Below are 24,298 nucleotides of genomic sequence, written 5' to 3' on the forward strand. Positions count from 1 at the left end.
CGTGCAATAGAGTTACAAGCCATCTCCTCTAAGCGCCATCGAAGACCTCCAACCCCGAAAACGCGTAAACTGACTCTATTCTCATGTCTATAACGACCTCCGCACCCATCGCCACCATCGCCTCACTCTCCGCGCACGAAGGCCAGACCGTCACCCTCCGCGGCTGGCTCTACAACCTCCGCGCCTCCGGCAAACTCCTCTTCCCCATCTTCCGCGACGGCACCGGCACCATCCAGGGCATCGTTCCCAAAGCCGCCGTCCCCGAAGCCGTCTTCGAGACCCTGAAAAACCTCACTCTCGAATCCTCCCTCACCGTCACCGGCAAAGTCCGCGCCGACTCCCGCGCCCCCAGCGGGTTCGAGCTCGACGTCGAAGACGTCCAGGTCATCCAAAAAGTCCCAGTCGAAACCCCGTTCCCCATCCAGCTTAAAGAAGCCGGCGTCGACTTCCTCATGGAGCATCGCCACCTCTGGGTCCGCACCCCGCGCCAGTCCGCCATCCTCCGCGTCCGCGCCACCATCATGCGCGCCGCAGCCGAGTACTTCGACACCAACGGCTTCATCCGCACCGACCCACCCATCCTCACTCCCAACGCCTGCGAAGGAACCTCCGAACTCTTCGAGATGGACTACTTCGACGACGACAAGGCCTACCTCACCCAGTCCGGCCAGCTCTACATCGAAGCCACGGCATTGGCCCTTGGCAAGGTCTACAGCTTCGGCCCCACGTTTAGAGCCGAGAAGTCGAAGACGCGTCGGCACCTGACGGAATTCTGGATGATCGAACCCGAGGTCGCCTTCCTCGAACTCGACGGCCTCCTCAACCTCGCCGAAGGCTTCATCACCCACATCGTCACCACCGTCCTCGCCCACCACCGAGCCGACCTCAAAGTCATCGGCAAAGACGTCGAAAAGTTAGAAGCCGTCATCACCCCCGGCGGCTTCCCCCGCGTCTCCTACGACGAAGCCCACGCCATGCTCGAAACAGCCTTCGCCGAAGGCAAGATCGAAGCCCCCCACACCTACGGCCACGACTTCGGATCCCCCGACGAAACCTACATCTCAAGTCAATTCGACAAGCCCGTCATGATCCACCGCTACCCCGCCGCCTTCAAGGCCTTCTACATGCAGCCCGACCCGCTCGACCCCACCAAGGCCCTCTGCGTCGACGTCCTCGCCCCCGAAGGCTACGGCGAGATCATCGGCGGCTCTCAGCGCATCCACGACTACAACCTCCTCAAATCCCGCATCGAGCAGCACGACCTTCCCCTCGCCGCCTTCCAGTGGTACCTCGACCTCCGCAAGTACGGCTCCGTCCCTCACTCCGGCTTCGGCATGGGCATCGAGCGCGCCGTCGCCTGGATCTGCGGCCTCGACCACGTCCGCGAGACCATCCCCTTCGCCCGCACCCTCAACCGCATCTACCCATAGCCTTCCAAAGACTGGACGCCAAGATGAAGATGAAGATGACGAAGATGACGAAGATGATGAAGAAGATGATGATGATGAATAAGATGACGCCTATCAAAACTCTCCAAAGCACACTCGCCGCATCCCTGCTCCTCTGCACCCTCACCGCCGCAGCGCAGGACAAGGGCAACTGGCGCGCCGTCAGCACCACCGCCCGCTCCATCACCGGCGACATCGGCATCGCCGAAGAGAAGGTCGCCATCAACTTCGCCACCTTCACCATCGCCCGCATCCGCCCCCTCGAAAAGGCAGAGGTCAGCTCCATCTTCGACGCCGACAGCACCGCCCCCGGCAGCGCCAGTCTCTACCGCCTCAGCATCCCTGGCGACAAGAAATTCCTCCACAAGAACAAACTCTGCGGCGACGAAGACACCCAGTGGATGGTCACCTACGTCACCGGCCACGACCTGCAGATGGCTCTCTTCTCCGGCGAAAAGCCACCCGTCTTCACCCACGACGCCATCGCCAACTCCACCGCCCTCTGCGGCACCTTCTCCTACACCAAATAACCAGCCGCACCCGCCCAAACACCCAAACCAAATCCGGGTGCCCCATCTTCGCGACAGTCTCATCGTCGCTAAGGTGGGCATTCGTGCAACGCACGAACCCGACGGTCTAAACCCCACCCATACCTATCAGGCAGCGCCCAATCTTCCGTACCATCAAAACCCCACCACCCCTCAAAGCCCCACCCGCATCCAACCCTCTCAGGTAAACACCCGAGACCCTCCATGCCGCGAAAGAAGCAACTGCAAATCATCACCGATCCAGCAGAGTCCGCAAAGGCCGCCGGTCTGCGCTACGTCACCGACACCAAACCCGGCATCCAGCGTAAGCCCTGGCGCAAAGCCTTCCGCTACCTGAACCCAGACGGCACCGCCCTCCGCGAAGCCGAAACCCTCTCCCGCATCAAGTCCCTCGTCATCCCTCCCGCATGGACCGAGGTCTGGATCTGCCCCAACCCCAAAGGCCATCTCCAGGTCACCGGCCGCGACGCCAGAGGCCGAAAGCAGAGCCGCTACCACCCCCTCTGGCGCGAAGTCCGCGACGAGACCAAGTACGAGCGCATGACCATCTTCGGCGCCGCCCTCCCCACCATCCGCGAGCGCGTCGAACACGATCTCTCCCTCCCCGGCCTGCCTCGCCCCAAGGTCCTCGCCACCATCGTGCGCCTCATGGAGACCACCCTCATCCGCGTCGGCAACGAAGAGTACGCCCGCCAAAATCACTCCTACGGCCTCACCACCATGCGCAACAAACACGTCGACATCGACGGATCCACCGTCACCTTCAACTTCCAGGGAAAGAGCGGAGTCAAACACACCGTCGACATCACCGACCGCCGCATCGCAAAGATCGTGCAGCGCTGCCAGGACATCCCCGGCTACGAGCTATTCCAGTACATCGACAGAGACGGCACCCAGCACTCCATCGACTCCTCCGACGTCAACCAGTACCTCCAGGACATCTCCGGCCAGAGCTTCACCGCCAAAGACTTCCGCACCTGGGCCGGCTCCGTCCTCGCCTGCGAGCTGCTCTACGAATTCGAAGAGTTCCAGTCAGAAACACAAGCCAAACGCAACGTCGTGCAGGCCATCAAATCCGTCGCCGCCCGTCTCGGCAACACCCCCTCCGTCTGCAGAAAGTGCTACGTCCACCCCGCGGTCCTCGACTCCTACATGAGCGGAGCCATGCTGGAAAAGGTCAGACGCCGCGTCCACGAAGAAGCCCCCAACGCCTCCGAAGACCTCCAACACCAGGAGCTAGCCCTCCTCAACCTCCTACGCCGCCGAGTCAACCTCGCCGTCGCCTAACCACACAACGCACTCCGAAAAATCCGGGTGCCCCATCTTCGCGACGGCCTCATCGTCGCTAAGGTGGGCATTCGCGTCCCGCGCGAACCGCTTTAGCACCACCTAAATCCGCTCCAGCGTTCCTCGATCCATCTCCCCGTCAAAGTACTTCCCCAGCGCCTCCCCAAACACCCCACCCTCCGCATCCGCCCTCGCAAACAACATCACACTCGAATGAAACTTCAGGTCATCCGGATACCCGAAGATCTCCCCAACCGTCCTCCCCTGCAACCCAACCACAATCCCGGCACACTCCTGCAGCCTCGGCCCCAGCACAGCATGGTCCAGGTAAGCCCGCGCCTCCTCCAGCGAAGACACCGCATACCGCACCGCCATCGGACTGCGCCCCAGCCCCCGAATCTGCGGAAACACAAACCACATCCAGTGACTCCGCTTCCATCCCGCCCGCAACTCCGCGCAAGCCTGCTCATACACGCCAGTCTGCGCCTCCACAAACCGCTCCAGATCGTACCCCTTCGCCATCGTCCCTCTCGATCCAAAACTCCTGTCAACCCCCAAACCTGCGAAAACCCGCGCCAGGCAAGGGGATTCGCGTTGCGTAGGAGTTATCCTCCAGCCGCTATACTGGATATAGAGAGTGAGAAAAAGCCCCGGAGGGATGTCTCCGGGGCTTTCTCCTTTGTTATCAAATTTTTAGCCGTAACCCGTTTGTTTTGAATATTTTGCAGACGTCAATTTTGCCATCTCGCTCAAAATAAGCCACTTACCATGGGGTACCCCCAGGGGAGGGGGTACCCCACAGATGTCGAAAGGACTAAGGCATCACCGAAGCCCGCTGAGCCAGCAGATAGGCCGCACGGTCGTTAGGATCGGCTCCCTCGATGCTCGCCACCTTCTTCAGGGGCGACCCTTCGTACCGCTGATACGTGTACTGCCCCGGCCCGGTGACCGTCACATACTCAACCGCCTTCGGAGTGTGCGGTATCTTTCCACCAAACCACCGCGGATCCTCCACCTGGTTCCACGTAACAGCCGACAGAATCGACCCTGCCGGATACTTCCCATCCGCACTCGTCCGCGCATACTGCACCGCAGCATCGTTGCCGAAGAGCGTGGACATAGTCGCATCCTGCCTGTCGGTCCACGAAGTAATCACCTTGTTCCGCAGCGGATTCGACGGCAGATCGCCCGGCATCTCCGCATCCTGGTTGAACTTGGTGGCCACCCTCGGATTCACCTTATCCGAACAGCCCGCAAGCCCAAGAGCCAGCAGCGCACCGAAAACAAATATCTTTTTCGCCGAAGATCTCACTGTTGCCCCCTGAGCGGCATGGTGTAAACATAGTCATTCTTCGCCACCGGCTCGTGACAGCTCGTGCACTCGTTCTGAAACGCCGCGTCCTTCCCGTACGGCTTCAGATCCATCCCGCGCCAGCGTCCCCAACCCCAGCCCTCGGTAGCCGAATACTTCTGACTGTCCTTGATCATCAACTCCGTCTGGACGAATCTTCCAGCCTTCACCACGCCCTTCTCATCCGGAGCCGGCTGCACCCACGTCACCTTCGCAAAAGCACTCCCATCCGGCCACGGATTGATATGATTTTCAGCGATCGCCTTCACCGCAACATCGTTCGCAAGAATCTCGCGCATCGTGTGATTGTCGAACCGGTCCGTGCTGCTGATCGCCTTCCAGTTCTTATAGTCCGGCAGAAACCCAACACCGTTGAACTCAGGCTGCACATTCGTCGCCGGACCGCTGGATTGGATCCACTTTCCATACTCCGCATTATCCGCCGCCGCATCTGCCGTCGCCTTCATAGCGGCCTGAGCTGTCCTCGCCGCGTCCGGAGCAGGCGGTCCGCTGAGATAGTTCCGCAGAACGGCAAGCTGCTCCGGCTTCACGACAGCATTCGGATGAACCTTCGTATACGCGGGCAGAGGCATCGCGCCCAGCTGGATCATGTTCACCGCCTCGAACAGGAACCCCCTCTGCTGCGCAACTGGAAGCCTCCCCATCTCGGAGAAGTTCATATGCCGCCTCGCCTCCATCACATCACTGGTGACGATCCAGTACGCAGGCACCACCTCATCGAACCACGGAAGTTTCGTCTCATTGGAGTGGCAGCTATAGCAAGAGCCCTTCAGAACCTGCATCACCTCAGGAGGGGCCTGCAACTCTGCTGTCACCGGTGGGTTAGTCAGCTCCGGACGTAGGAATTGAATGCCGACAAAGACCAGGCCCAGGACAGCAATGGTCCAGGCAAGACCACGAAAACGAGTCTGCGATGTTGCATCCATAATGTTCTTCCCCGCTCGACGCACGATTGGCCCGCGCTTATTTTTCGCTGCTAGGCGGTACCAAACCCTTCAGCCGAAGATACAAGGCCAGAGTCGCATACTGTTCATTGTCATGCGAGACCGTTCCCCACACCAGACCGACGCGCGAGCGCTTTGCTTTCCCCAGGTCGAACATGTCGGTCAGATTAGCGTCAGTGAGCGAAGCGAATGCCTTGTCGCATGCGTCAAACGAAGCCTTGAGCGCATCGACAACAGCGGCTTTGTCCGCAGTGTCGGCTGGAACCTTGCCCATGTCGCTCGCGGCAGTGTGATTGATCGCACCGCAGCTATGGAACTGCGCCTCGGTGATGTGATTCACGACGCGCGCATATGCTCGGACATCAGGCGTTGCCTTGAACTGATAATCCTCCGCTGGCATCTTATCCGCGGCTTTCAGGATGTTAGCCTTGAGGCCAGCGTAGCTTCGCTGAACCTCAGCTGCAGGTCCTGTTGGGCCTACTGGCGCAGAGCCCATCTGCATCTGACCCATCGCCGCACTCGTTGCGACCATTCCGACCCAACCTGCCAAAGCACACACCATACGTATCCGTTGCATCGTTCTCACCTCGCACCTCTTCACCAGCCTAATCTTACTGCTCGCCTCAGGCTAGTGATTTTTTGTCACGAATTTGTCCGGACGTTACGGACCAGATGCCCAATAGGTTCCTCTAGCGGAGACGATCATCTCCGGATGATGAGTGAGTCGCACTTTGATCGTATGTAGTCCAGGATCGGCTGAGGTCGGATAGAAGCTGAGAACGTAGCTGTTGCGAACATGATTGGTCAAAACGCCGAGGTCTTCAGCTAGTTCGCCCGCATTATCGAAGCTGCTCCATTCGCCACCCGACAACGTGGCCACTTCGGCGGAGGTATTCTTCTGCATCGCACCCAGAATGAGCCGCAGCGGTTCACTGAGGTTGAAATAAGCCTGATAATCTCCATCTCCGACGTGCAACGGTGGATTCAAGTGCGCCGGATCCTTGAATGCCTGTCTGGCTGCTGTCTTTTCGGCCGAAAAGGTGACGCTGTAGATTGCGGTGTTCGTCTCGCCCAGATCACGGACGATCTCCTTCATCGAGGTTTTGCTTCCAGCGTCATGCTCCTGGCTGATGAGCAGGATGGCCCGTCGGTTACCAGCCGGACGGTCCTTTAGAAGCTCCAGCGCATAGGCGACGCTATCGAAGATCGCAGCCCCCTTATCGCCGACATCGGGATGATTGATTGCATCGCGCCATTGAGCGATATCGGATGTAAATGGAGAGGCACCCTCCGGCCGACTATCGAAGTTTACGATCGAGGCCTCATTCGGGGCTGCACCGAGAAGGGAAACGAGCATCGTCTCAAGTTTCTCGTAGCTGGGGAACTGTCCGCGAGCATCCCCGCCTGTCTGCACCAGGACCACAAGGGAGAGCGACCGTTTGCTCTCCTCTTCCAAAGTCACCTTCTGAGGAACTCCGTCGTCTGTGAGAGTGAAGTCGTCCGCAGTCAGCGTAAAGACCAACTCCTTACTCTGGGTCTGCACCAGCGTTGGCACGACTACAAGCGTAGACCTCGTGTGTAGCGTCGTTTGTGCAGATGCCACCCCTGCAAATGCTGCAGCGAGAACGCCGAATTTGGCTGCGGTGAGACCCATCGAGTTCAGATTAGACGAGTCTACTGACGTGCGGGCACAGGAGAACGAGCAAAAAGGTATCCTATAAAAGACAATCACGACGCCAAAACAAGCCTCGTACCAGCTTCATAAGAAGGAAATAGCAAAACATGCCATTGAACTGCGGAATCGTTGGTCTCCCCAACGTCGGAAAGTCCACGATCTTCAACGCTCTCACCTCGGCGAAAGCCCAGGCAGCAAACTACCCCTTCTGCACGATCGACCCCAACACTGGGGTCGTCACGGTGCCTGATGAGCGCCTTGCAAAGATCTCTGAGTTGATCAAGCCCAAGTCCCTTGTCCCGACCACGATGGAGTTCATTGACATCGCAGGCCTCGTTGAGGGTGCCAGCAAAGGCGAAGGTCTCGGCAACCAGTTTCTTGGCCATATTCGCGCCACCGATGCCGTCTGCCACGTCGTTCGCTGCTTCGACGATCCCGAGGTCATTCACGTCGCAGGCGGTGTCAATCCGCTTCACGACATCGACATCATCAATACTGAACTTCTTTTGGCCGATCTTGATACCGTAGAGAAGCGTCACACCAAGGTCGAGCGTTCCGCTAAAGCTGGCAACGATCCCAAAATCAAAGCTGAGCATGCGATGTTGCAGAAGCTTCTTATGGTGCTGAATGCCGGAAAGCCAGCTCGGACAGCCGACCTCACTGACGATGAAAAGATTCTTTCTCGGGATCTCTTTTTGATTACAGCCAAGCCGCAGCTTTACGTCGCCAATGTGGACGAGTCAGGCCTCATTGATGGCAATGCCCACACAGCCGCTGTAGAGAAACGAGCTGAAGAGGAAGGCAGTCAGGTTGTGCGGATCTGCGGTGCGCTCGAAAGCGAGATCGCACAGCTGGAACCGTCCGAGCGCGATGAGTTTTTGAAGGACATGGGCCTCTCCGAGCCTGGCCTCAATCGCCTCATCCACTCTGCCTACCGCCTGCTCGATCTCATTACCTACTTTACGGCTGGGGTGCAGGAGGTTCGCGCCTGGACCATTCGCCGCGGCACGAAAGCTCCTGGTGCAGCGGGCGTCATCCACTCCGACTTCGAGAAGGGCTTCATCAAGGCGGACTGTTATGCTTCCGACGACCTCTTCACCTACGGCAGCGAGCAAGCTGTGAAAGAGAAGGGGCTTCTGCGATCTGAAGGCAAAGAATACGTGGTTAAGGACGGCGATATTCTGTTCTTCAAATTCAACGTGTAGGTTCTGATGACTCTCATGGACTTCCCCATCATCCTTTTCGTCGTTGCTTTCTCCGTTCTTTGGCTGGCAGCACGATGCGGGGCAGCGCTTCGCAGACACAGACAAGGCCTGAAAGAAGCGGAGCGCGATGACTTTGGCCTGATCCTCGGTTCCACGCTTACACTTCTGGCTCTGATTATCGGCTTCAGTTTCTCCATGGCGATTAGTCGATATGACCAGCGCAAAAGCTATGAGGAGGCCGAAGCAAATGCTATCGGCACGGAGTACCTTCGTGCCGATCTGCTTCCCGTTGACGATGCAGCCAAGCTTCGCACGCTACTTGGGAAGTACCTGGAGCAGCGCATTCTCTTCTACGAGGCTCCGCGTAGTCAGATGGTCGTCGAAGCGATCAACGTAAGAACTGTACAGCTTCAAGACGAGCTCTGGTCCGCCGTCCGACCTGCTGCCTCTGCGCAGCCCACGCCAATCACCGCACTCGCAGTTGCCGGCATGAACGATGTTCTCAACTCGCAGGGTTACACGCAGGCCGCCTGGTGGAACCGGATTCCTCCCGCAGCCTGGATCCTGATGTTTCAGATAGCCATCTTCGGCAATATTCTCCTCGGTTACTACCTTCACGATCCTGATGCAAAGAAAGTTCTCTTTCTGATACTGCCCCTGATTCTCGCGATCTCATTTTTTCTCATCGCTGACTTAGACAGTCCACGTGGAGGTCTTATCCGCATTCATCCACAGAATCTGATCAGCCTCTCTGGGTCCATGCATCCTTAAGCGTCACCTAGATTAGGTGGCACCACAAGAAGCATAGAGAAGATGACGATTGTGGTTCACCCCTTACTCCGGGGCCGCGAATTGTAACCCGCGTATCAGACACTGAAAGACAAGATGAAGAAAAAACTACGCATTGGAATTCTCTTTGGCGGCCGTTCCGGCGAACACGAGGTATCGCTCAACTCCGCCGCTTCCATCCTCGCTGCTATCGATAAGGTGAAGTACGACATCGTTCCTATCGGCATCACGAAGCAAGGCCACTGGGTCACCTCGGGCGAAGCTCAACATCTGCTCACCGGTAACACGAAGCTAACGCTGCTCAAGAAATCTCGCAGCAAGGGCATCGAAATTAGCGCCAGCGCCGACCTCGGGCAGCAGAGCGGTGCTCTCGCTCAGTCACTTGATGTGATATTCCCAGTCCTTCATGGCACCTTTGGCGAAGACGGCACGATTCAGGGCCTATTTGAGCTTGCCGATATTGCCTACGTTGGCTCCGGAGTTCTCGGCTCCGCCACTGGCATGGACAAGACCGCGATGAAGCAACTCTTTGCGGCTGCCGGCCTGCCTCAGGCTCCGCACGTCAATCTACTTCGAAGTGAGTGGAAAGCGGACGCCAAACGCGCGGTGAAGCTGATTGAAAAAAAACTTTCCTACCCCGTCTTCGTCAAGCCTGCGAACCTTGGATCTTCCGTCGGCATCAGTAAAGTTCATGATCGAAGCGAGCTTGCTGCTGCGATGGATCTGGCAGCCAGCTTCGATCGCAAACTCATCATTGAGCAAGGGGTTGGTGGTCCAGGTATCAAACCCCGCGAACTTGAGGTCGCCGTTCTCGGCAATGACTTACCCGAGGCCTCTGTCGTCGGCGAGATCGTCCCCAATAAGGAGTTCTATGACTACGAATCGAAGTACGCTGACTCCCCGGAGAATCCAAGCGTACCTATCATTCCCGCGAGGCTCTCAAAGTCAGAGGCGAAAATGATCCGCGAGATGGCCGTTGCTGCCTTCCGTGCGTGCGACTGCGCCGGGCTCGCCCGTGTCGACTTTCTTATGGAGCCTGCTCCGCTGGGAGGTAAGGGAAAGAAAAAGCGTAAGCCGCGCATCTACCTCAACGAGATCAACACGATGCCTGGCTTCACCAGCATCAGCATGTACCCGAAACTTTGGGAGGCCTCTGGTATGCCGTACAAACAACTAGTCGATCGGCTCATTGCTCTCGCGATCGAACGCAACAAAGAAAAACAGCAGACTAGCTTTTCTCGCGTCTAATAAACAGCTAAAAAAGTTCCTACGCGAATGTCTGCCAGATTGAGTCAGTGATATAGCCGGAACTTGCGGGCTGAGGGAGGTGGTCATGGAAGCTATTGGCAGATCGGTCGTATCGTCCAGCCGCACCTTGAAGTGCAGCCTCGCGTCGGTTGTGTTGCATCTTCTGCTCATCGGTCTTCTCATCCACAAAGGCGCATCGTGGATCGCTCCTATCCGGCTTCCGGGAAGCGAACACGGAAGCAATCTCATCCTTACGTACTTGCCTGGTCGAGCGCCTCTGCAGGCCTCGGCGCCGAATCCAAAGACTCCGCCGAAACATGCCTCCTCCACGACGCCCCTGCCCACGTCGCTCGCGAAGACTGTGACAACCGCTGCCGCATCGCCAAATACGAGTTCGCCAACCTCCGCACAGCCTGACTCTGCCGCAGGTGCGGATGCACTCGGTTCCGGAAATATCAATATTGCATTGGCGAGCTTCTTTCCCACGCCTCAGCCAGATCTCTCCGCACTGCCTCGCGGCACTAAGGGCGACGTCATTCTCGATATCGTCATTGATACAGCAGGAAAGATAGCCGACATCAAAATGACTCGCGGCCTTGGACATGGTGTGGATGAGAGTGTGATCGCCACGGTGCAACAGTGGACCTTCCATCCTGCCACAAAGGACGGGCAGCCAGTTGCCAGTGAGCAAGAGCTTCACTTCCATTACGAAAAGGCCTGATAGGCGCGAAGACAGCGGACGAGCAATCGCAACTAGAGAACGCGGCTGTGCTTGTATCCTTCGGTCGTTAATGCAGCGAGGAGTTCCTCGACCTGCTCCCGTCCTCGCGTCTCCATGGTGATATCGATAACCGTGTCGCCAAGGTTTACGCCATAGTAGGCGCGATTGTGAAGCGTATCCACGATGTTCGCGCGGTAGCTTGCGATAAGCCGTGTCAGGTCTGCTAATGCTCCTGGCTTATCAAGCAGATGAATGCGCAGTCGAATTAATCTTCCATCCTGAACCAGGCCGCGTTCGATGATCCGGCTCAGCAACGTCACATCGATGTTGCCGCCGCAAACAAGCACGCCTGTGTGTGCGCCCTTGAGCGATGTCTTTCGCTGCAACAGCGCAGCCAGAGCCGTAGCGCCAGCGCCCTCAGCCAATGTCTTTTCGCGCTCCAGAAGGACAAGAATTGCAGACGCAATCTCGTCCTCATCCACGGTCACGATCTCGTCGACGTACCGTTCCACCACCGGCAACGTCACATCTCCGGCACGCCGGACCGCGATACCATCAGCGATCGTAGTTGCTGGTTCCAGTGTGACGGGATGATGTTGTGCCACAGCCGCCATCATCGAGGGCAGACGCGAAGTCTGTACGCCGATGATGCGAATCTCTGGCCTCGACTCCTTGATCGCGCACGCAATGCCGCCAATAAGGCCGCCACCGCCGATCGGCACTACGATGGCCTCCAGCTGAGGAACCTGCTCCAGCATCTCCAGCCCGATCGTACCCTGTCCAGCCATTACCGTCGCATCGTCGAATGGATGGATAAACGTCATCTGCTCTGCTTTGCACAGGCGCGTAGCCTCTTCGCAGGCCTCGTCGTAGTTGGCACCATGCAACACGACCTCAGCGCCAAATCCGCGTGTGGCTGTGACCTTCACGAGAGGGGTTGCCAATGGCATCACGATCAGCGCACGAATACCTGCTTTCGTCGCGTGATAAGCCACGCCCTGGGCATGATTTCCCGCGCTCGCCGCGACGACCCCTCGGGCCGCCTGCTCTGGGGTGAGCATCGCAATGCGATTCAACGCGCCGCGCTCCTTAAAAGAGCCAGTCATCTGTAGATTCTCGAGCTTCAGATAGACGTGCTGTCCCGTCAGCTCAGACAGCATCTGCGAGTGTGGACAGGGCGAATAATAGATCGCTCCACGCAATCGCTCTCGTGCAGCGACGATGTCGGCGAGGCTAACGCTGAGTTGCTCTATCGAATCGTTCACAGGCCTCTTAATCCTTCTTTCAATCTTGTTGTTCGAACTCAACGGCGCTGACGAAACCGATTCGCCAGCGCGAACTCATCGCGCAACTCTGGTGTCCGCAGGTTCTCACGTACATGCTGCAGCCTCTGTTCCAATGCAAGCAGCGTATCCGCGACCGGTCCTGTATTTGTCAGCGCTACATCACGCCACATACTGTATGGACTCGCTCCCAGCCGTGTGGTCTCGCGCAACGCCCGCCCGCCAATCGCTGCAATCTCGGGAGCATCGCCGAATCTGTCTTCCAGCAGTGCCGCCAAGGCTGTCGAAAGCATCTGCGGCAGATGACTCACCCATGCGCAGAGCTCATCATGCCGTGCGGCGTCCATGTCCAGTGTGCGCGATCCAAAGCAGCCGACCCAACCGCGCCACGCCTTCTCCAGCGGCGACATCTCTGCGTTCGTTGGGGTAAACAACCACATTGCGCCATCGAAGAGTCCGCTCTCTGCCAGCAAAGCTCCTCCGGACTCTTTTCCAGCCATTGGATGTCCGGGTAGAAAGCTCGCTGTCTCTTCTCCGGCAAACAACTCTCTTGCTAGCTCAACGATCTCAAGTTTCGTACTGCCGACATCGGTCAGAAGTTGCCCTATGCGCAGTACAGGAGAGAGCAACTGCATCCAGTCCTTGATTGCAAGTACCGGTACCGCAAGGACAACGACGTCAGCCAATCGAGCCAACTCCAGAGCATCTTCCCGGCTGGCTGCCCTGCCGTCGATCGCACCCATCTGCACTGCGGCAGCCATCTCCAGCATGCTGGAATCCCAGCCATCGATGCGGCCCACAAAACCTGCCCCGCGCAGAGCCAGACCGGTCGAAGCGCCGATCAGACCAGTCCCGATGATGAAAACGCGTTCGACCATGTCTGAATCCTTACCTACGCAATCGTCCTGCCCACTACGGGAGCTAGCAGCCGCAGCTGCGCCATCAATTTGTTCAACTGCTCTGGGTACAAACTCTGCGCACCGTCGCTCATCGCCTTATCTGGATTGGGATGCATCTCCATCAACAGACCATCTGCACCTGCTGCCACGCTTGCCAGCGCCATCGGAGGAACGAGGTCGCGTATGCCAACGCCATGCGACGGGTCACCGAGCACGGGCAGATGTGTCAACTTCTTCAGCACCGGAATTGCTGAGATATCCATTGTGTTGCGAGTGTATGTCTCGTAGGTTCGAATTCCTCGCTCGCACAGCATCAGGTTGTAGTTGCCGCCCGAAAGAATGTACTCCGCGCTTAGCAACACCTCTTCAATCGTTGCGGAGATGCCTCGCTTCATCAGCACTGGCTTCCGTACATGCCCAAGTTCGCGTAGCAGGTTGAAGTTCTGCATATTGCGCGCGCCTACCTGGAAGCAATCGATGTATGGCAGCATCAACTCGATCTGCGAGATCTCCATCACTTCCGTGATGACGAGTAGGCCTGTCTCATTGGATACCTCTCGCAGAAGTTTCAGACCGTCGAGACCCATTCCTTGAAAGCTGTATGGCGAGCTGCGCGGTTTGAACGCTCCACCTCGCAGAAACTTCGCGCCAGCCGCCGCGACTTGCTTCGCGCTGGTAAGAATCTGCTCGCGAGATTCTACCGAGCAAGGACCTGCCATCACTACAACCTCTTGGCCTCCGACGATCACGCCATTCGGAAACGTAATCGTCGTTCCCTCGGGCCGGAAGCTGCGTCCCGCAAGCTTATAAGGCGACGAGATCCGATATGCCTCATGTACACCTGCTAGCACCTTGAACTCAGCCACTTCAAAGTGCTCTGGCGTCCCCACACCCGCGAGTATCGTTTGTGCTGCGCCAGTGGTTCGGTGAACGTTGAAGCCGAGCTCCACCATCCGCTCGATCACCTTCTGAATATTCTCTTCTGTCGCCTGGTCCTGCATCGCAACGATCATGATCTTCGCTTCACTCTCTCTGTAACTCGATTCAATACAATTTAGTTCAAGGCCTAATCGCGCTGAAATATCTGCGATTTAGAGGTCTCGGCGCTGTAGCGAACGCATTACGTCGATAATCCGCTCGTACACGTGCAAGAGATCGGCATCGGCCAGCGGCCCGGGGTTTGCTTTAAGGACGCGATCGAAGACATCCTGTTCTCGGCGTGGCTCGTAGACCGGAAGATCTGCCGTCTTTTTAAGTTCACCAATAGCACGCGCGGCTTCCGCGCGCTGGCTGATGAGGCGAACAATCTCCACATCCAGTTCGTCAATCTTCTGTCTCCAATCAGAGATATCCATCCACTCGCCTCACAATGCGGCGACGTGCCTACCTGGTGGGCCGTCGCGAAATATTTGGTCCTTCAATGATAAATGCGACGTTGCAACGGACGACCGTTCGTTCCCGGAGGTCATCATGCGCGCAATGCCGCTATAAACTGTCCGACGGCTTCCGCAGCCTGTGGTGGCGGCGTCTTCTCGATCAATGCCACCAACGCGCTCCCAATAATCGCTGCGTCAGCAAATTCACCCACTGTCTTTACATGCTCAGCATTGGAGATCCCAAATCCCACGGCAATGGGTAATGTCGTAAATCGTCGCAGTCTCGCTACCAGTCCCGAGGCATCTTCTGCGATCTTCTGCTGCGTGCCTGTAATCCCAACTCTTGAGATCGCGTACACAAACCCTTGTGATACCGCGGCAATCGCCTTCAATCGCGCGTCTGGGCTGGTAGGCGCCGCAAGAAAGATCGGCGCCAGCCGATTCTCTTTCATCTCCTCCAGATACTCCGCAGCCTCTTCGACGATCATGTCCGTCAACAGAACACCATCGGCTCCGGCCTCCGCGGCCCGGGCGCAAAATGTCTTCATCCCCATCCGTACGACGGGATTAAGATAAGAGAACAACACGAGTCCGGCCTCTGGCCGCGCTGCACGCAACTCCCTGGCCAGCGCCAGCACATCGGTCAACCGAACGCCGCGCGCGACCGCTCGTTCGCTGGCCCGCTGGATCACAGGTCCGTCTGCAAGCGGATCGCTGAACGGAACACCCAACTCAATCACATCCGCGCCGTTATCGATCGCTGCCAGTGCGATATCTCTGGTTGTTGCCAGATCTGGATCGCCCGCAGTCAGATAAGCAACAATTCCTGGCTTTTTGCTAAACTTTATTGCCATACTTGTGCTTAACCTTTCGTCCCTTCTCCAGCCTGTCGAACCGCCGCCTCGCTACCCTTCAGGTCAAGCTCACGCGCCAGAATTCCCATATCTTTATCCCCGCGTCCGGACAGATTCACCATCAGCACATCGGTCTTTGCCATCGTGGGTGCCAGCCGGATCGCCTCCGCCACAGCATGTGCACTCTCAAGCGCGGGCAGAATTCCCTCCGTCCGCGACAGGGTCACCGTCGCCTTCAGTGCATCCGCATCCGAACACGATACGTAGCTCGCTCGTCCCGAGTCATGAAGCATCGCATGTTCAGGCCCAACGCTCGCATAGTCTAGTCCGGCCGATACGGAGTGCGTGTTACTAACCTGGCCGGCATCATTCTGTAACACATACGAGTACGTACCCTGCAGCACGCCAGGCAGACCGCCACCAATCTTCTGAAACCGAGCTGCGTGCTCGCCCAACGCCGTCCCACGTCCGCCAGCCTCGACGCCAATCAACTGTACATTCGCATCCGGTAAAAACTCGTAGAAAGCGCCGATCGCGTTGGAACCACCGCCAACGCAAGCTACAATCGCCGTTGGCAGCTTGCCCTCCCGCTCCAGCATCTGCACTCTCGCCTCGCGGCTGATTACGCGATGAAAATTGCGCACCATAGTCGGATATGGATGTGCTCCGAGCGCACTGCCGAGGATATAGTACGTCGTGCGCACATTCGTCACCCAATCGCGCATCGCCTCGTTAATCGCATCCTTCAGCGTTGCCGAGCCAGCCGAAACTCCTCGCACCTCCGTACCCAGCAATCTCATCCGGTAGACATTCAACTCCTGCCGGCGCATATCTTCCTCGCCCATATACACGACGCACTCTAGCCCCAACAGCGCGCATACGGTAGCCGTCGCCACGCCATGTTGTCCCGCGCCAGTCTCGGCAATGATTCGCTGCTTCCCCATCCGCTTTGCCAGAAGTCCCTGTCCCAGCGCGTTATTGATCTTGTGCGCGCCAGTGTGGAGCAGGTCCTCGCGCTTGAGATAGATCTTTGCTCCACCGCACTGCTCAGTCAGACGCTTCGCAAAATAAAGGGGGGTCGGCCGTCCGCAGTAGTTGTGCAATAGATCGTCCAACTCAGTCTGAAACGCGGGGTCTTTCTGAGCAGCGTTGTAAGCGGCCTCCAACTCTTCAAGCGCCGCCATCAGCGTCTCCGGAACATAGCGCCCCCCATAGGCTCCAAACCGCCCCGCCATCGGCGAATCTATCGTCGCGCCTGCACTCATTGGTCCCTCCTGTTACCGCATGACACAAAACAAAAGCCGCGACTCGAAAGGTCGCGGCTCGTATGGATGTCGAATCAACTGAAACTTCAGGTATCTCTCAGATGAAACTACTCCGCCGCGGCCGCTATTGTGCGCCAATAGCGGAGAATAAACGAAAACCGGGTGGGCTGAGTAATCATCTTGTTTAAAACATACATGCTGTTCGTTACCTCTGCAACCTCACAGGCTTTCAACACAAGAACGTCGAAGATCGTCTGTGTCAATTACGACTAGATCTTTTGTACGCGCTGCACATCGCGCACCCCAGGAACCTTTCGCAGATTCTGCACTAATTTGTTCAGATGGCGCACATCTACGGTCTCCACGACGAACTCCACCATCACCTGTCCATCCGGCATCGGTTTTGTGTCCACGCTGCGAATGTTGGTCCCATCGTCAGAGATGATTGCAGTAAATTCTTTCAGCATGCCCGCCTGATCATCGCACAGCACCGTCAATTTCACTGGATACGTCTGTGCCTTCGTCGTTCCCGGTTCCATTGGCGACGGCGACCACTCCACCTGAATCCGCCGGTCCGACTCATACAGCAGGTTCTGTACATTAGGACAACTTCTGGCATGGACCGCGACACCCTTCCCTCGCGTTACATACCCAATAATCTCTTCACCACGAATGGGATTACAACAGCGCGCCCTATACACCAGCAGATCATCCTGCCCCTCCACTTGAAGCGAATCCGATCCCTTCCCGAAGAAGACCCGCTTCACCGCCTCCGACATCTGTCCAACAGTGTTGCCGACTCCGCCTTCGGGCGGCGCAGGCTCTGCCGTCATCGTCGAACCCGGCTCCAGCTTATTCAGCACCTGTCGCGCGGAAAACTTTCCGAACCCCACTCCGGCCAGCAGCTCTGCCTGCGTACCAAGACCATACTCACTGGCGACTTTGTCGTAGTCCGCTTCGCCGAACTTGCTCAGCGCAAGCTTATACTTTCGCGCCTCGCGGTCCAGCAGCTTCCTGCCGATCTCAATCGCACGCTCGCGCTGATGCTCATTTAGCCAGTGCTTAATCTTGTTACGTGCGCGCGAGCTCTTTGTAAAGCTGAGCCAGTCTCGGCTCGGCGCATGTCCTGCCTGCGTCGAGATCTCAACGATATCGCCGTTGCGCAGCTTGGTACGCAACGGAACGATCCGCCCGTTCACCTTTGCACCGACCGTCGTATTTCCAACCTCGGTATGGATGGTGTAAGCGAAGTCAATCGGACTGGCATCTTTGGGTAGGACAACAACCTTCCCCTTGGGAGTAAAGGTGTAGACCTCCTCCGGGTACAGATCGATCTTGAGCGTCGACATGAACTCGTTAGGATCAGTCATCTCGCGCTGCCATTCCATCAACTGACGCACCCACGCCAACCGCTGTTCATCTTTGGCGCTCACATTGTCGGAGGCCTTGTACTTCCAGTGCGCCGCGATGCCCTCTTCCGCAACCCGATGCATATCCTCCGTACGAATCTGCACTTCGAACTGATGGCCTCCCTCGGCAATCAGCGTCGTATGCAGCGACTGGTAGAGATTTGGCCGCGGCATCGCAATAAAGTCTTTAATGCGTCCTGGCACCGGACGCCAGATGCTATGCAGCAGCCCCAGCAACGCGTAGCAGTCCTGAACCGAATTGCAAATCACGCGGATCGCCAGCAGGTCATACACCTGGTCCACGGGAATCTTATGATCCGCAAGCTTCTGTTGAATGGAGTAAAGCCGTTTGATTCGCGACTCCACCCGCCCCTCGATCTTGAACTCCTTCAGCTTCGCCTCAAGCTGCGCCACAATCTTTTGCAGAAACTCTTCGCCCGCACCGCGCAGCGCGTCCACTTCGTTCGACACCTGCTCATACGCATATGGATCGGTGTACCGAAACGCGAGATCTTCCAACTCGCCGCGCAGCTTACCCATGCCCAGCCGGTGTGCCAACGGTGCGTAGATGTCCAGCGTCTCTCGGGCAATCTTCTGCTGCTTCTCCGGCTTCAGATGCTCAAGCGTGCGCATGTTGTGCAGGCGGTCGGCCAGCTTAATGATGACGACCCGAACATCGGTCACCATCGCCAGCAGCATCTTGCGAATATTCTCGGCTTGGTGGTCTTCGCGATTTGCGAACTTGATCTTGTCGAGCTTGGTCACGCCTTCGACGATGTGCGCAACCTGTTCTCCGAACCGCTTCGCAATCTCGGCCGAGGTCACATCCGTATCTTCGACCGCATCATGCAGCAGACCGGCGGCGATCGCAGTCGAGTCCATCTTCAACTCCGCCAGAACCTGCGCCACCTCCAGCGGATGAATGATGTACGGTTCGCCACTGGCACGCTTCTGTCCTTCATGCTGCTGCAGACAAAACGCCCAAGCGCTGCGAATGATCCCGAGATCATCGACAGGACGATTCTCGTGGACCGTGTCCAGAAGATGTTGAAACTTCGCATCCACTGTCTGAATCGCTGCTACCGAGATACCCGCAAGGTGCGAGGCCGAAGACTCGCCAACATTCCCCTCATGCAAAGGTGTAATACGCTCGACCTGGGAGACATCCTTGAGCGTGGAGTTCTCTTCAGTAGCCTGTTTCTTTTTTTTGACGCGCGGCCTCGTCTCCGAGTGCGCCAGTGAGGATCCGGCAAGAAGAGCTGCTTCCAGCTCGATTCCCGTATCGGTCTGCTCCATCTCTGGTTTGCTCTTCGGTTCGTGGCGCGGCTCTGGCTGCGGGCCAGCCTGCGAAGAGGCCGGATTAGCGATTGCCATAGTTCATTATAGGCTGTCGCTGCAAAACCGCGCTCCTGGGAAATTGCTGGTGAGAGTGCGCTTCGGCGGGGCGGAGGAGCGTTATAAGCTACTCCGGTTCGTCGGGCTTCGACGAGAGGTGCAACGCGTCGCCCACATGTCTGCTCGAGGTGCCCAGCGCGTGTACCGTCTTGTGATAACTCTTCTGCAGCGCATTTCCGGTCGAATCTCCCGCTACCGATATCGCGGAATCAGTCGAATTACCGGCGCTGGAGATAGCATCCGTCGTGTTGCGTCCACTTTGTGCAATCGCTTCCCCCGTCGAACTGCTCACAGCAATTACTCCCTGGGCTGGATGCCTGCCAGGGTTGAACCACGCAATATCGCTCGGCGGAAGCAGCTCCAGCCGCGATATTGCGACAGCGGGAAAGTTCGAGGCCTGCATCTTTTCGGCAAGCGGCCAACGATTCGACGAGATAAACACCGACCCGTTCATAGGGTGCCCCGGTTCGCCCAGGTTAATCAGCCTGGGCGAATCCAAAGCGACCATCTCCCGGCACCGGTCAGCCCCGCAACCTCGTTGGCAGAGCGTCTCGTTAAGATAGGAGGCATGCTTCCCAGGAGAGATCCATACCTTCGCCCCGCGATCTTGCGCCTTTAGCGTCGACGCACGTGAGATCTGGCTCACATCGCAGACCGTGTTCTCATGCGCCGCCGCGTACCAGTACACCGCCTTCCACTTGTCCGACGCCGAATCGCCTCCGGATCCGCGCACTAGCGCCGCAACGTGCTCCGTATCGAGTGGATGGCCATGCGGTCCGCAGTCCGTGCGCCAGAGATGATAGTAGTGAATCTCTACCAGGGGCGTCTCCGTGGTCGAACCCTTCGCCGGAAACACCTGTCCGTAGATCGTCCCGTCCTGCACCTTCACTGTCGGTGTAGAGACGTCAGGGAAAAACTCGCTCGGAACATCCGAACAGTCGTGCCTGCCAACCATGAAGGCTGGTGCGAACTGGACCAGCAAAGCCTGTTCCAGTGCATCGCTCAAGCCGTCACCATCCGTATCGATCTGCAGCGGTAGGACAGGCACCTGCCTCTGAGCCAAAGACCCAACAGCAGCGGCAAGAACGCACAAGGAGAGGATCCTTGGCAGGAAAAGAGAGCGCATCGTTATCAGATGCGAAATCTTTCTCAGGTGAGGACCCCAAGCTCAGCGTCAAACCCGAAAGTCGTCCGACCACTCCGTCTCAGAATTAGAAAAATTGCCGAACACATCCGAACGCCCTTTCCAGGATGCTGATTCCGCATCCTGGAAAGAACTACTATCTGCCGCAGGCCTTAGGCTTTACCCGCCAGTTGGCGCAGCACATACTGCAAGATGCCGCCGTTCTGGTAGTACAGAATCTCCTGCGGTGTATCGATCCGTACCGTCGCCGAAAACTCGATCGTCTTGCCCAGATCCGACTCCGCAAATACGGAGATGGTCTTGCCATCGGCAAATTTGCTGTCCAGCATTGCCTTCAATTGTCCTGGAGCATCCCCGATCGCAAATACCTCTTCGCCCGTCAGGCGCAGCGACTCGATATTCTGCCCCGGCAGGAACTGCAACGGCAGAATCCCCATCCCGACCAGGTTTGACCGGTGAATCCGTTCGTAGCTTTCCGCGATGACAAACCGAATCCCAAGCAGCCGCGGCCCCTTCGCAGCCCAGTCTCGCGAAGACCCCGAACCATACTCTTTGCCCGCCAGGATCGCCAGCGGCGTACCCCGTTTGGCATACTCAACCGAAGCGTCGTAGATCGACATCGGCAGATCTTCCGGTAGCAGTCTCGTTACGCCGCCTTCGGTCCCCGGAGCCAGCTTGTTCCGCAGCCGCACATTGGCGAACGTGCCCCGCACCATCACCTCGTGATTGCCGCGCCGCGACCCATAGCTGTTGAAGTCAGACGGCTTTACGCCATGTTCGGTCAGGTACTTGCCCGCCGGACCATTCAATTTGATCGAACCCGCTGGAGAGATGTGATCGGTCGTGACCGAATCCCCCAACACAGCCAGCACCCGCGCTCCGTGAATATCCTCCACCGGAGCAGGCACAGCCGGCATTCCATCGAAGTAAGGAGCCTTTCGAATATAAGTGGAGTGCTGCTCCCATCCATACGTATCGCCGTCAGGAAACTTCAGGCTCTGCCAGTTCTGGTCGCCATCCGACACCGTGCTGTACTGCTTCCGGAACATCTCCGAATCGATCGAAGAGTTAACCGCCTCCGAGACCTCCGCCTGAGTCGGCCAGATGTCCTTCAGGAACACCGGTCGGCCATTTTGGTCCCTGCCCAGCGGATCCGTCTCAAAGTTATGCGCAATGTGCCCGGCCAGCGCATACGCCACCACCAGCGGAGGACTCATCAGGTAATTTGCCCGTACCTCCGGCGAGATCCTTCCCTCGAAGTTCCGGTTGCCAGAGAGCACCGAAACCGCAACCAGCCCATGGTCTTCAATCGACTTCGAAACATCGGTCGGCAGCGGTCCCGAGTTGCCAATACACGTCGTACATCCATACCCCACCACCTGAAACCGCAGTTTGTCCAGGTACGGCATCAGACCCGCCTTTACGTAGTAATCGGTCACCACACGCGAACCCGGCGCGAGCGACGTCTTCACCCACGGCGGTGTGCTCAGCCCCTTGTCCACGGCCTTCTTCGCAAGCAGCCCGGCCGCCATCATCACATAGGGATTCGACGTATTGGTGCAGGACGTAATCGCCGCGATGACGATCGATCCGTGATTCAGGTACTTCTCCGGATCCACACCAAAGCGTGTCTTGATCGACACATGTGGCGCCTCCAGGTGGGGCAGGCTCTCGTCCTGAATTGTAATGACCGGGACCACTGGCGACTCCACAACCGGCGCTGACGATCCCACGCTGCTGGTCACGTCACCCGAAGCGCTCGCGTGCCCGCCCTCACCCTCCCAGCGCACCATCTGCCGTATAACGTGCTTGTTCCCATTCGGCCCCAGCAGAGCCGGAAGTTGATCCCTGAAGCTCTCCGCCGCGCCCGACAAACGTACGCGATCCTGTGGACGCTTCGGCCCCGCCACGCTCGGCTCTACGGTCGCTAGATCCAGAGAGATGAGTGCAGAGTACACAGCCTCCTTCGCATCCGCCGTGTGAAACAGCCCCTGCTCGCGGTAGTACGCCTCCACCAGCGCAATCTGCTCCTCAGGTCGTCCAGTCAGCCGCAGATAGCGCAGCGTCTCGGCATCTACAGGAAATATCCCGCAGGTCGCCCCGTACTCGGGAGCCATATTCGCGATCGTCGCACGATCCGCCAGCGGAAGCTCTGCGATTCCCGGCCCATAGAACTCGACGAACTTGCCCACAACGCCCAGCTTGCGCAGCATCTCGGTCACGGTCAGCACCAGGTCGGTCGCGGTCGTGCCCTCCTTCAGCTTGCCCGTCAGCTTAAATCCAACGACCTGCGGCACCAACATCGATACCGGTTGTCCCAGCATCGCAGCCTCGGCCTCGATGCCGCCCACGCCCCAACCCAGCACGCCCAGCCCATTCACCATCGTCGTGTGAGAGTCAGTTCCCACCAGCGTATCCGGATAAGCGAACATCGTGCCGTCCGCATCGGGCTGCGTCGTAAACACCACCCGCGCCAGATACTCCAGGTTCACCTGATGGCATATTCCCATCCCCGGAGGGATCGCGGAAAAGTTATGGAACGCAGTCTGTCCCCACTTCAAAAACGCATACCGCTCGCGATTCCGTTGAAACTCCAACGCAGCGTTCAGGTCATACGCCCGCGTCGTGCCAAACTCGTCCACCTGAACCGAATGGTCGATCACCAGCTCCGCCGGCTGCAGTGGATTGATCTTCTCCGGGTCTCCGCCCAGCACACGCATCGCATCCCGCATCGCGGCCAAATCGACGATAGCGGGCACACCGGTAAAGTCCTGCATCAACACACGAGCCGGCATGTAGGCGATCTCTCGCGAAGGCTCCGCGTTCGGATCCCAACATGCCAGAAACTGAATGTCCTCTGCCGTCACGGTGCGGCCATCCTCATGGCGCAGCAGGTTCTCCAGCAGAATGCGGAGAGAGAAGGGAAGCCGCGCCAGATCGACGCCCGTCTCTTCGAGCGCCTTCAGGCGAAACAGACGATAACTTTTGGAGCCGGAGGTCAGGCTGGATTGGCTCTTGAACGAATCAGGATGGGATTGGGCCGACATGGTATCTTCTCCGAGGCGCGCTTGATTAGCGCGAGGTAAAGGGGCGGTGTCTAACTTGCAGCCTGCGACATCGACGGCTGAAGCCTATCAGATTTGATGGGTCGTAGCGTCAGCACGTCCGCGGTCGGGGCGACCGTGGCGGAAGCGCTTCGTCTTGGGAAGACAGCCAGCCATGGAGCTCATTTTACTGCGATTACCCATCCACACGTAAAGCCTCCTTCGTACCAGGAGAGTGCATGTTGCCGGCAATCGACGTAAAGGTCTGACCATCGAGGGATACGGTTGGAATGAGCTTCGGCCATCTGGATGCTTACTAACGGGCGAAATCCTCTGAGTAGCATAAACCGCATCTTATAAACGCATCCTGTTCACAAAATGCGTGTTTACAA

21 protein-coding genes are annotated in these 24,298 nt (G+C 57.8%); 7 read left to right on the forward strand and 14 right to left on the reverse strand.

What is annotated here, in order from left to right:
* Window positions 1–83 precede the first annotated feature (83 nt).
* The 3 genes from asnS (at window position 84) to GSQ82_RS16485 (ending at window position 3,283) form a co-directional block, all read left to right on the forward strand.
* Window positions 84–1,430, forward strand: a complete 1,347-nt coding sequence (asnS, locus tag GSQ82_RS16475) for an asparagine--tRNA ligase (RefSeq protein WP_158793276.1) — start codon at window positions 84–86, stop codon at window positions 1,428–1,430.
* Between the two features lie 35 nt (window positions 1,431–1,465).
* Window positions 1,466–1,978 carry a hypothetical protein gene (locus GSQ82_RS16480; RefSeq protein WP_254061689.1) on the forward strand — a complete coding sequence of 171 codons (513 nt, stop codon included), beginning with the start codon at window positions 1,466–1,468 and terminating at the stop codon, window positions 1,976–1,978.
* 222 nt (window positions 1,979–2,200) lie between these two features.
* Complete coding sequence (locus GSQ82_RS16485) at window positions 2,201–3,283, forward strand: DNA topoisomerase IB (RefSeq protein WP_158793277.1); 1,083 nt, start codon at window positions 2,201–2,203, stop codon at window positions 3,281–3,283.
* Between the two features lie 102 nt (window positions 3,284–3,385).
* Here the strand turns inward: GSQ82_RS16485 and GSQ82_RS16490 are convergent, their stop codons facing one another.
* The 5 genes from GSQ82_RS16490 to GSQ82_RS16510 all read right to left on the reverse strand — a co-directional run bounded on the left by GSQ82_RS16490 (window position 3,386) and on the right by GSQ82_RS16510 (window position 7,202).
* Window positions 3,386–3,805, reverse strand: a complete 420-nt coding sequence (locus GSQ82_RS16490) for a DUF1810 domain-containing protein (protein ID WP_158793278.1) — start codon at window positions 3,803–3,805, stop codon at window positions 3,386–3,388.
* A gap of 292 nt (window positions 3,806–4,097) precedes the next feature.
* Entirely contained in the window at window positions 4,098–4,595 is a 498-nt protein-coding gene (locus tag GSQ82_RS16495) for a hypothetical protein (RefSeq protein ID WP_158793279.1), read from the reverse strand.
* The gene (locus GSQ82_RS16500; protein ID WP_158793280.1) at window positions 4,592–5,581 is read right to left on the reverse strand and encodes a heme-binding domain-containing protein; all 990 of its coding nucleotides are present in this window, start codon (window positions 5,579–5,581) and stop codon (window positions 4,592–4,594) included. The genes GSQ82_RS16495 and GSQ82_RS16500 overlap by 4 nt, the downstream gene beginning before the upstream one ends.
* Window positions 5,582–5,618: 37 nt before the next feature.
* Entirely contained in the window at window positions 5,619–6,176 is a 558-nt protein-coding gene (locus GSQ82_RS16505) for a DinB family protein (RefSeq protein WP_158793281.1), read from the reverse strand.
* Between the two features lie 84 nt (window positions 6,177–6,260).
* Entirely contained in the window at window positions 6,261–7,202 is a 942-nt protein-coding gene (locus tag GSQ82_RS16510; protein WP_158793282.1) for a VWA domain-containing protein, read from the reverse strand.
* 179 nt (window positions 7,203–7,381) lie between these two features.
* Between GSQ82_RS16510 and ychF the strand changes: the two genes are divergently transcribed.
* The 4 genes from ychF to GSQ82_RS16530 all read left to right on the forward strand — a co-directional run bounded on the left by ychF (window position 7,382) and on the right by GSQ82_RS16530 (window position 11,237).
* Complete coding sequence (ychF, locus tag GSQ82_RS16515; RefSeq protein WP_158793283.1) at window positions 7,382–8,479, forward strand: redox-regulated ATPase YchF; 1,098 nt, start codon at window positions 7,382–7,384, stop codon at window positions 8,477–8,479.
* Between the two features lie 6 nt (window positions 8,480–8,485).
* The gene (locus GSQ82_RS16520; protein ID WP_216847102.1) at window positions 8,486–9,250 is read left to right on the forward strand and encodes a hypothetical protein; all 765 of its coding nucleotides are present in this window, start codon (window positions 8,486–8,488) and stop codon (window positions 9,248–9,250) included.
* Between the two features lie 114 nt (window positions 9,251–9,364).
* Window positions 9,365–10,516: a D-alanine--D-alanine ligase family protein gene (locus GSQ82_RS16525; protein WP_158793284.1), complete on the forward strand. Its 1,152-nt coding sequence runs from the start codon at window positions 9,365–9,367 to the stop codon at window positions 10,514–10,516.
* 85 nt (window positions 10,517–10,601) lie between these two features.
* Complete coding sequence (locus GSQ82_RS16530; RefSeq protein WP_158793285.1) at window positions 10,602–11,237, forward strand: energy transducer TonB; 636 nt, start codon at window positions 10,602–10,604, stop codon at window positions 11,235–11,237.
* Between the two features lie 32 nt (window positions 11,238–11,269).
* Here the strand turns inward: GSQ82_RS16530 and GSQ82_RS16535 are convergent, their stop codons facing one another.
* The 9 genes from GSQ82_RS16535 to GSQ82_RS16575 all read right to left on the reverse strand — a co-directional run bounded on the left by GSQ82_RS16535 (window position 11,270) and on the right by GSQ82_RS16575 (window position 23,909).
* Window positions 11,270–12,502 carry a threonine ammonia-lyase gene (locus tag GSQ82_RS16535; protein WP_158793286.1) on the reverse strand — a complete coding sequence of 411 codons (1,233 nt, stop codon included), beginning with the start codon at window positions 12,500–12,502 and terminating at the stop codon, window positions 11,270–11,272.
* 38 nt (window positions 12,503–12,540) lie between these two features.
* On the reverse strand, window positions 12,541–13,398 hold the full coding sequence (locus tag GSQ82_RS16540) for a prephenate dehydrogenase/arogenate dehydrogenase family protein (protein WP_158793287.1): 858 nt from the start codon (window positions 13,396–13,398) through the stop codon (window positions 12,541–12,543).
* A gap of 14 nt (window positions 13,399–13,412) precedes the next feature.
* Entirely contained in the window at window positions 13,413–14,432 is a 1,020-nt protein-coding gene (gene aroF, locus GSQ82_RS16545) for a 3-deoxy-7-phosphoheptulonate synthase (protein ID WP_158793288.1), read from the reverse strand.
* 78 nt (window positions 14,433–14,510) lie between these two features.
* Window positions 14,511–14,774: a chorismate mutase gene (locus tag GSQ82_RS16550; protein WP_158793289.1), complete on the reverse strand. Its 264-nt coding sequence runs from the start codon at window positions 14,772–14,774 to the stop codon at window positions 14,511–14,513.
* Window positions 14,775–14,887: 113 nt separating this feature from the next.
* On the reverse strand, window positions 14,888–15,649 hold the full coding sequence (gene trpA / locus GSQ82_RS16555; RefSeq protein ID WP_158793290.1) for a tryptophan synthase subunit alpha: 762 nt from the start codon (window positions 15,647–15,649) through the stop codon (window positions 14,888–14,890).
* Window positions 15,650–15,657: 8 nt separating this feature from the next.
* Entirely contained in the window at window positions 15,658–16,914 is a 1,257-nt protein-coding gene (trpB, locus tag GSQ82_RS16560) for a tryptophan synthase subunit beta (RefSeq protein WP_158793291.1), read from the reverse strand.
* A gap of 269 nt (window positions 16,915–17,183) precedes the next feature.
* On the reverse strand, window positions 17,184–19,697 hold the full coding sequence (locus GSQ82_RS16565) for a bifunctional (p)ppGpp synthetase/guanosine-3',5'-bis(diphosphate) 3'-pyrophosphohydrolase (RefSeq protein ID WP_158793292.1): 2,514 nt from the start codon (window positions 19,695–19,697) through the stop codon (window positions 17,184–17,186).
* Window positions 19,698–19,785: 88 nt separating this feature from the next.
* Entirely contained in the window at window positions 19,786–20,766 is a 981-nt protein-coding gene (locus GSQ82_RS16570) for a hypothetical protein (protein ID WP_254061690.1), read from the reverse strand.
* 248 nt (window positions 20,767–21,014) lie between these two features.
* Complete coding sequence (locus tag GSQ82_RS16575; protein WP_158793294.1) at window positions 21,015–23,909, reverse strand: aconitate hydratase; 2,895 nt, start codon at window positions 23,907–23,909, stop codon at window positions 21,015–21,017.
* Between the last annotated feature and the right edge of the window lie 389 nt (window positions 23,910–24,298).

Source organism: Granulicella sp. L60, from assembly GCF_009765825.1.
In the GTDB taxonomy this organism is placed as follows: Bacteria; Acidobacteriota; Terriglobia; order Terriglobales; family Acidobacteriaceae; genus Edaphobacter.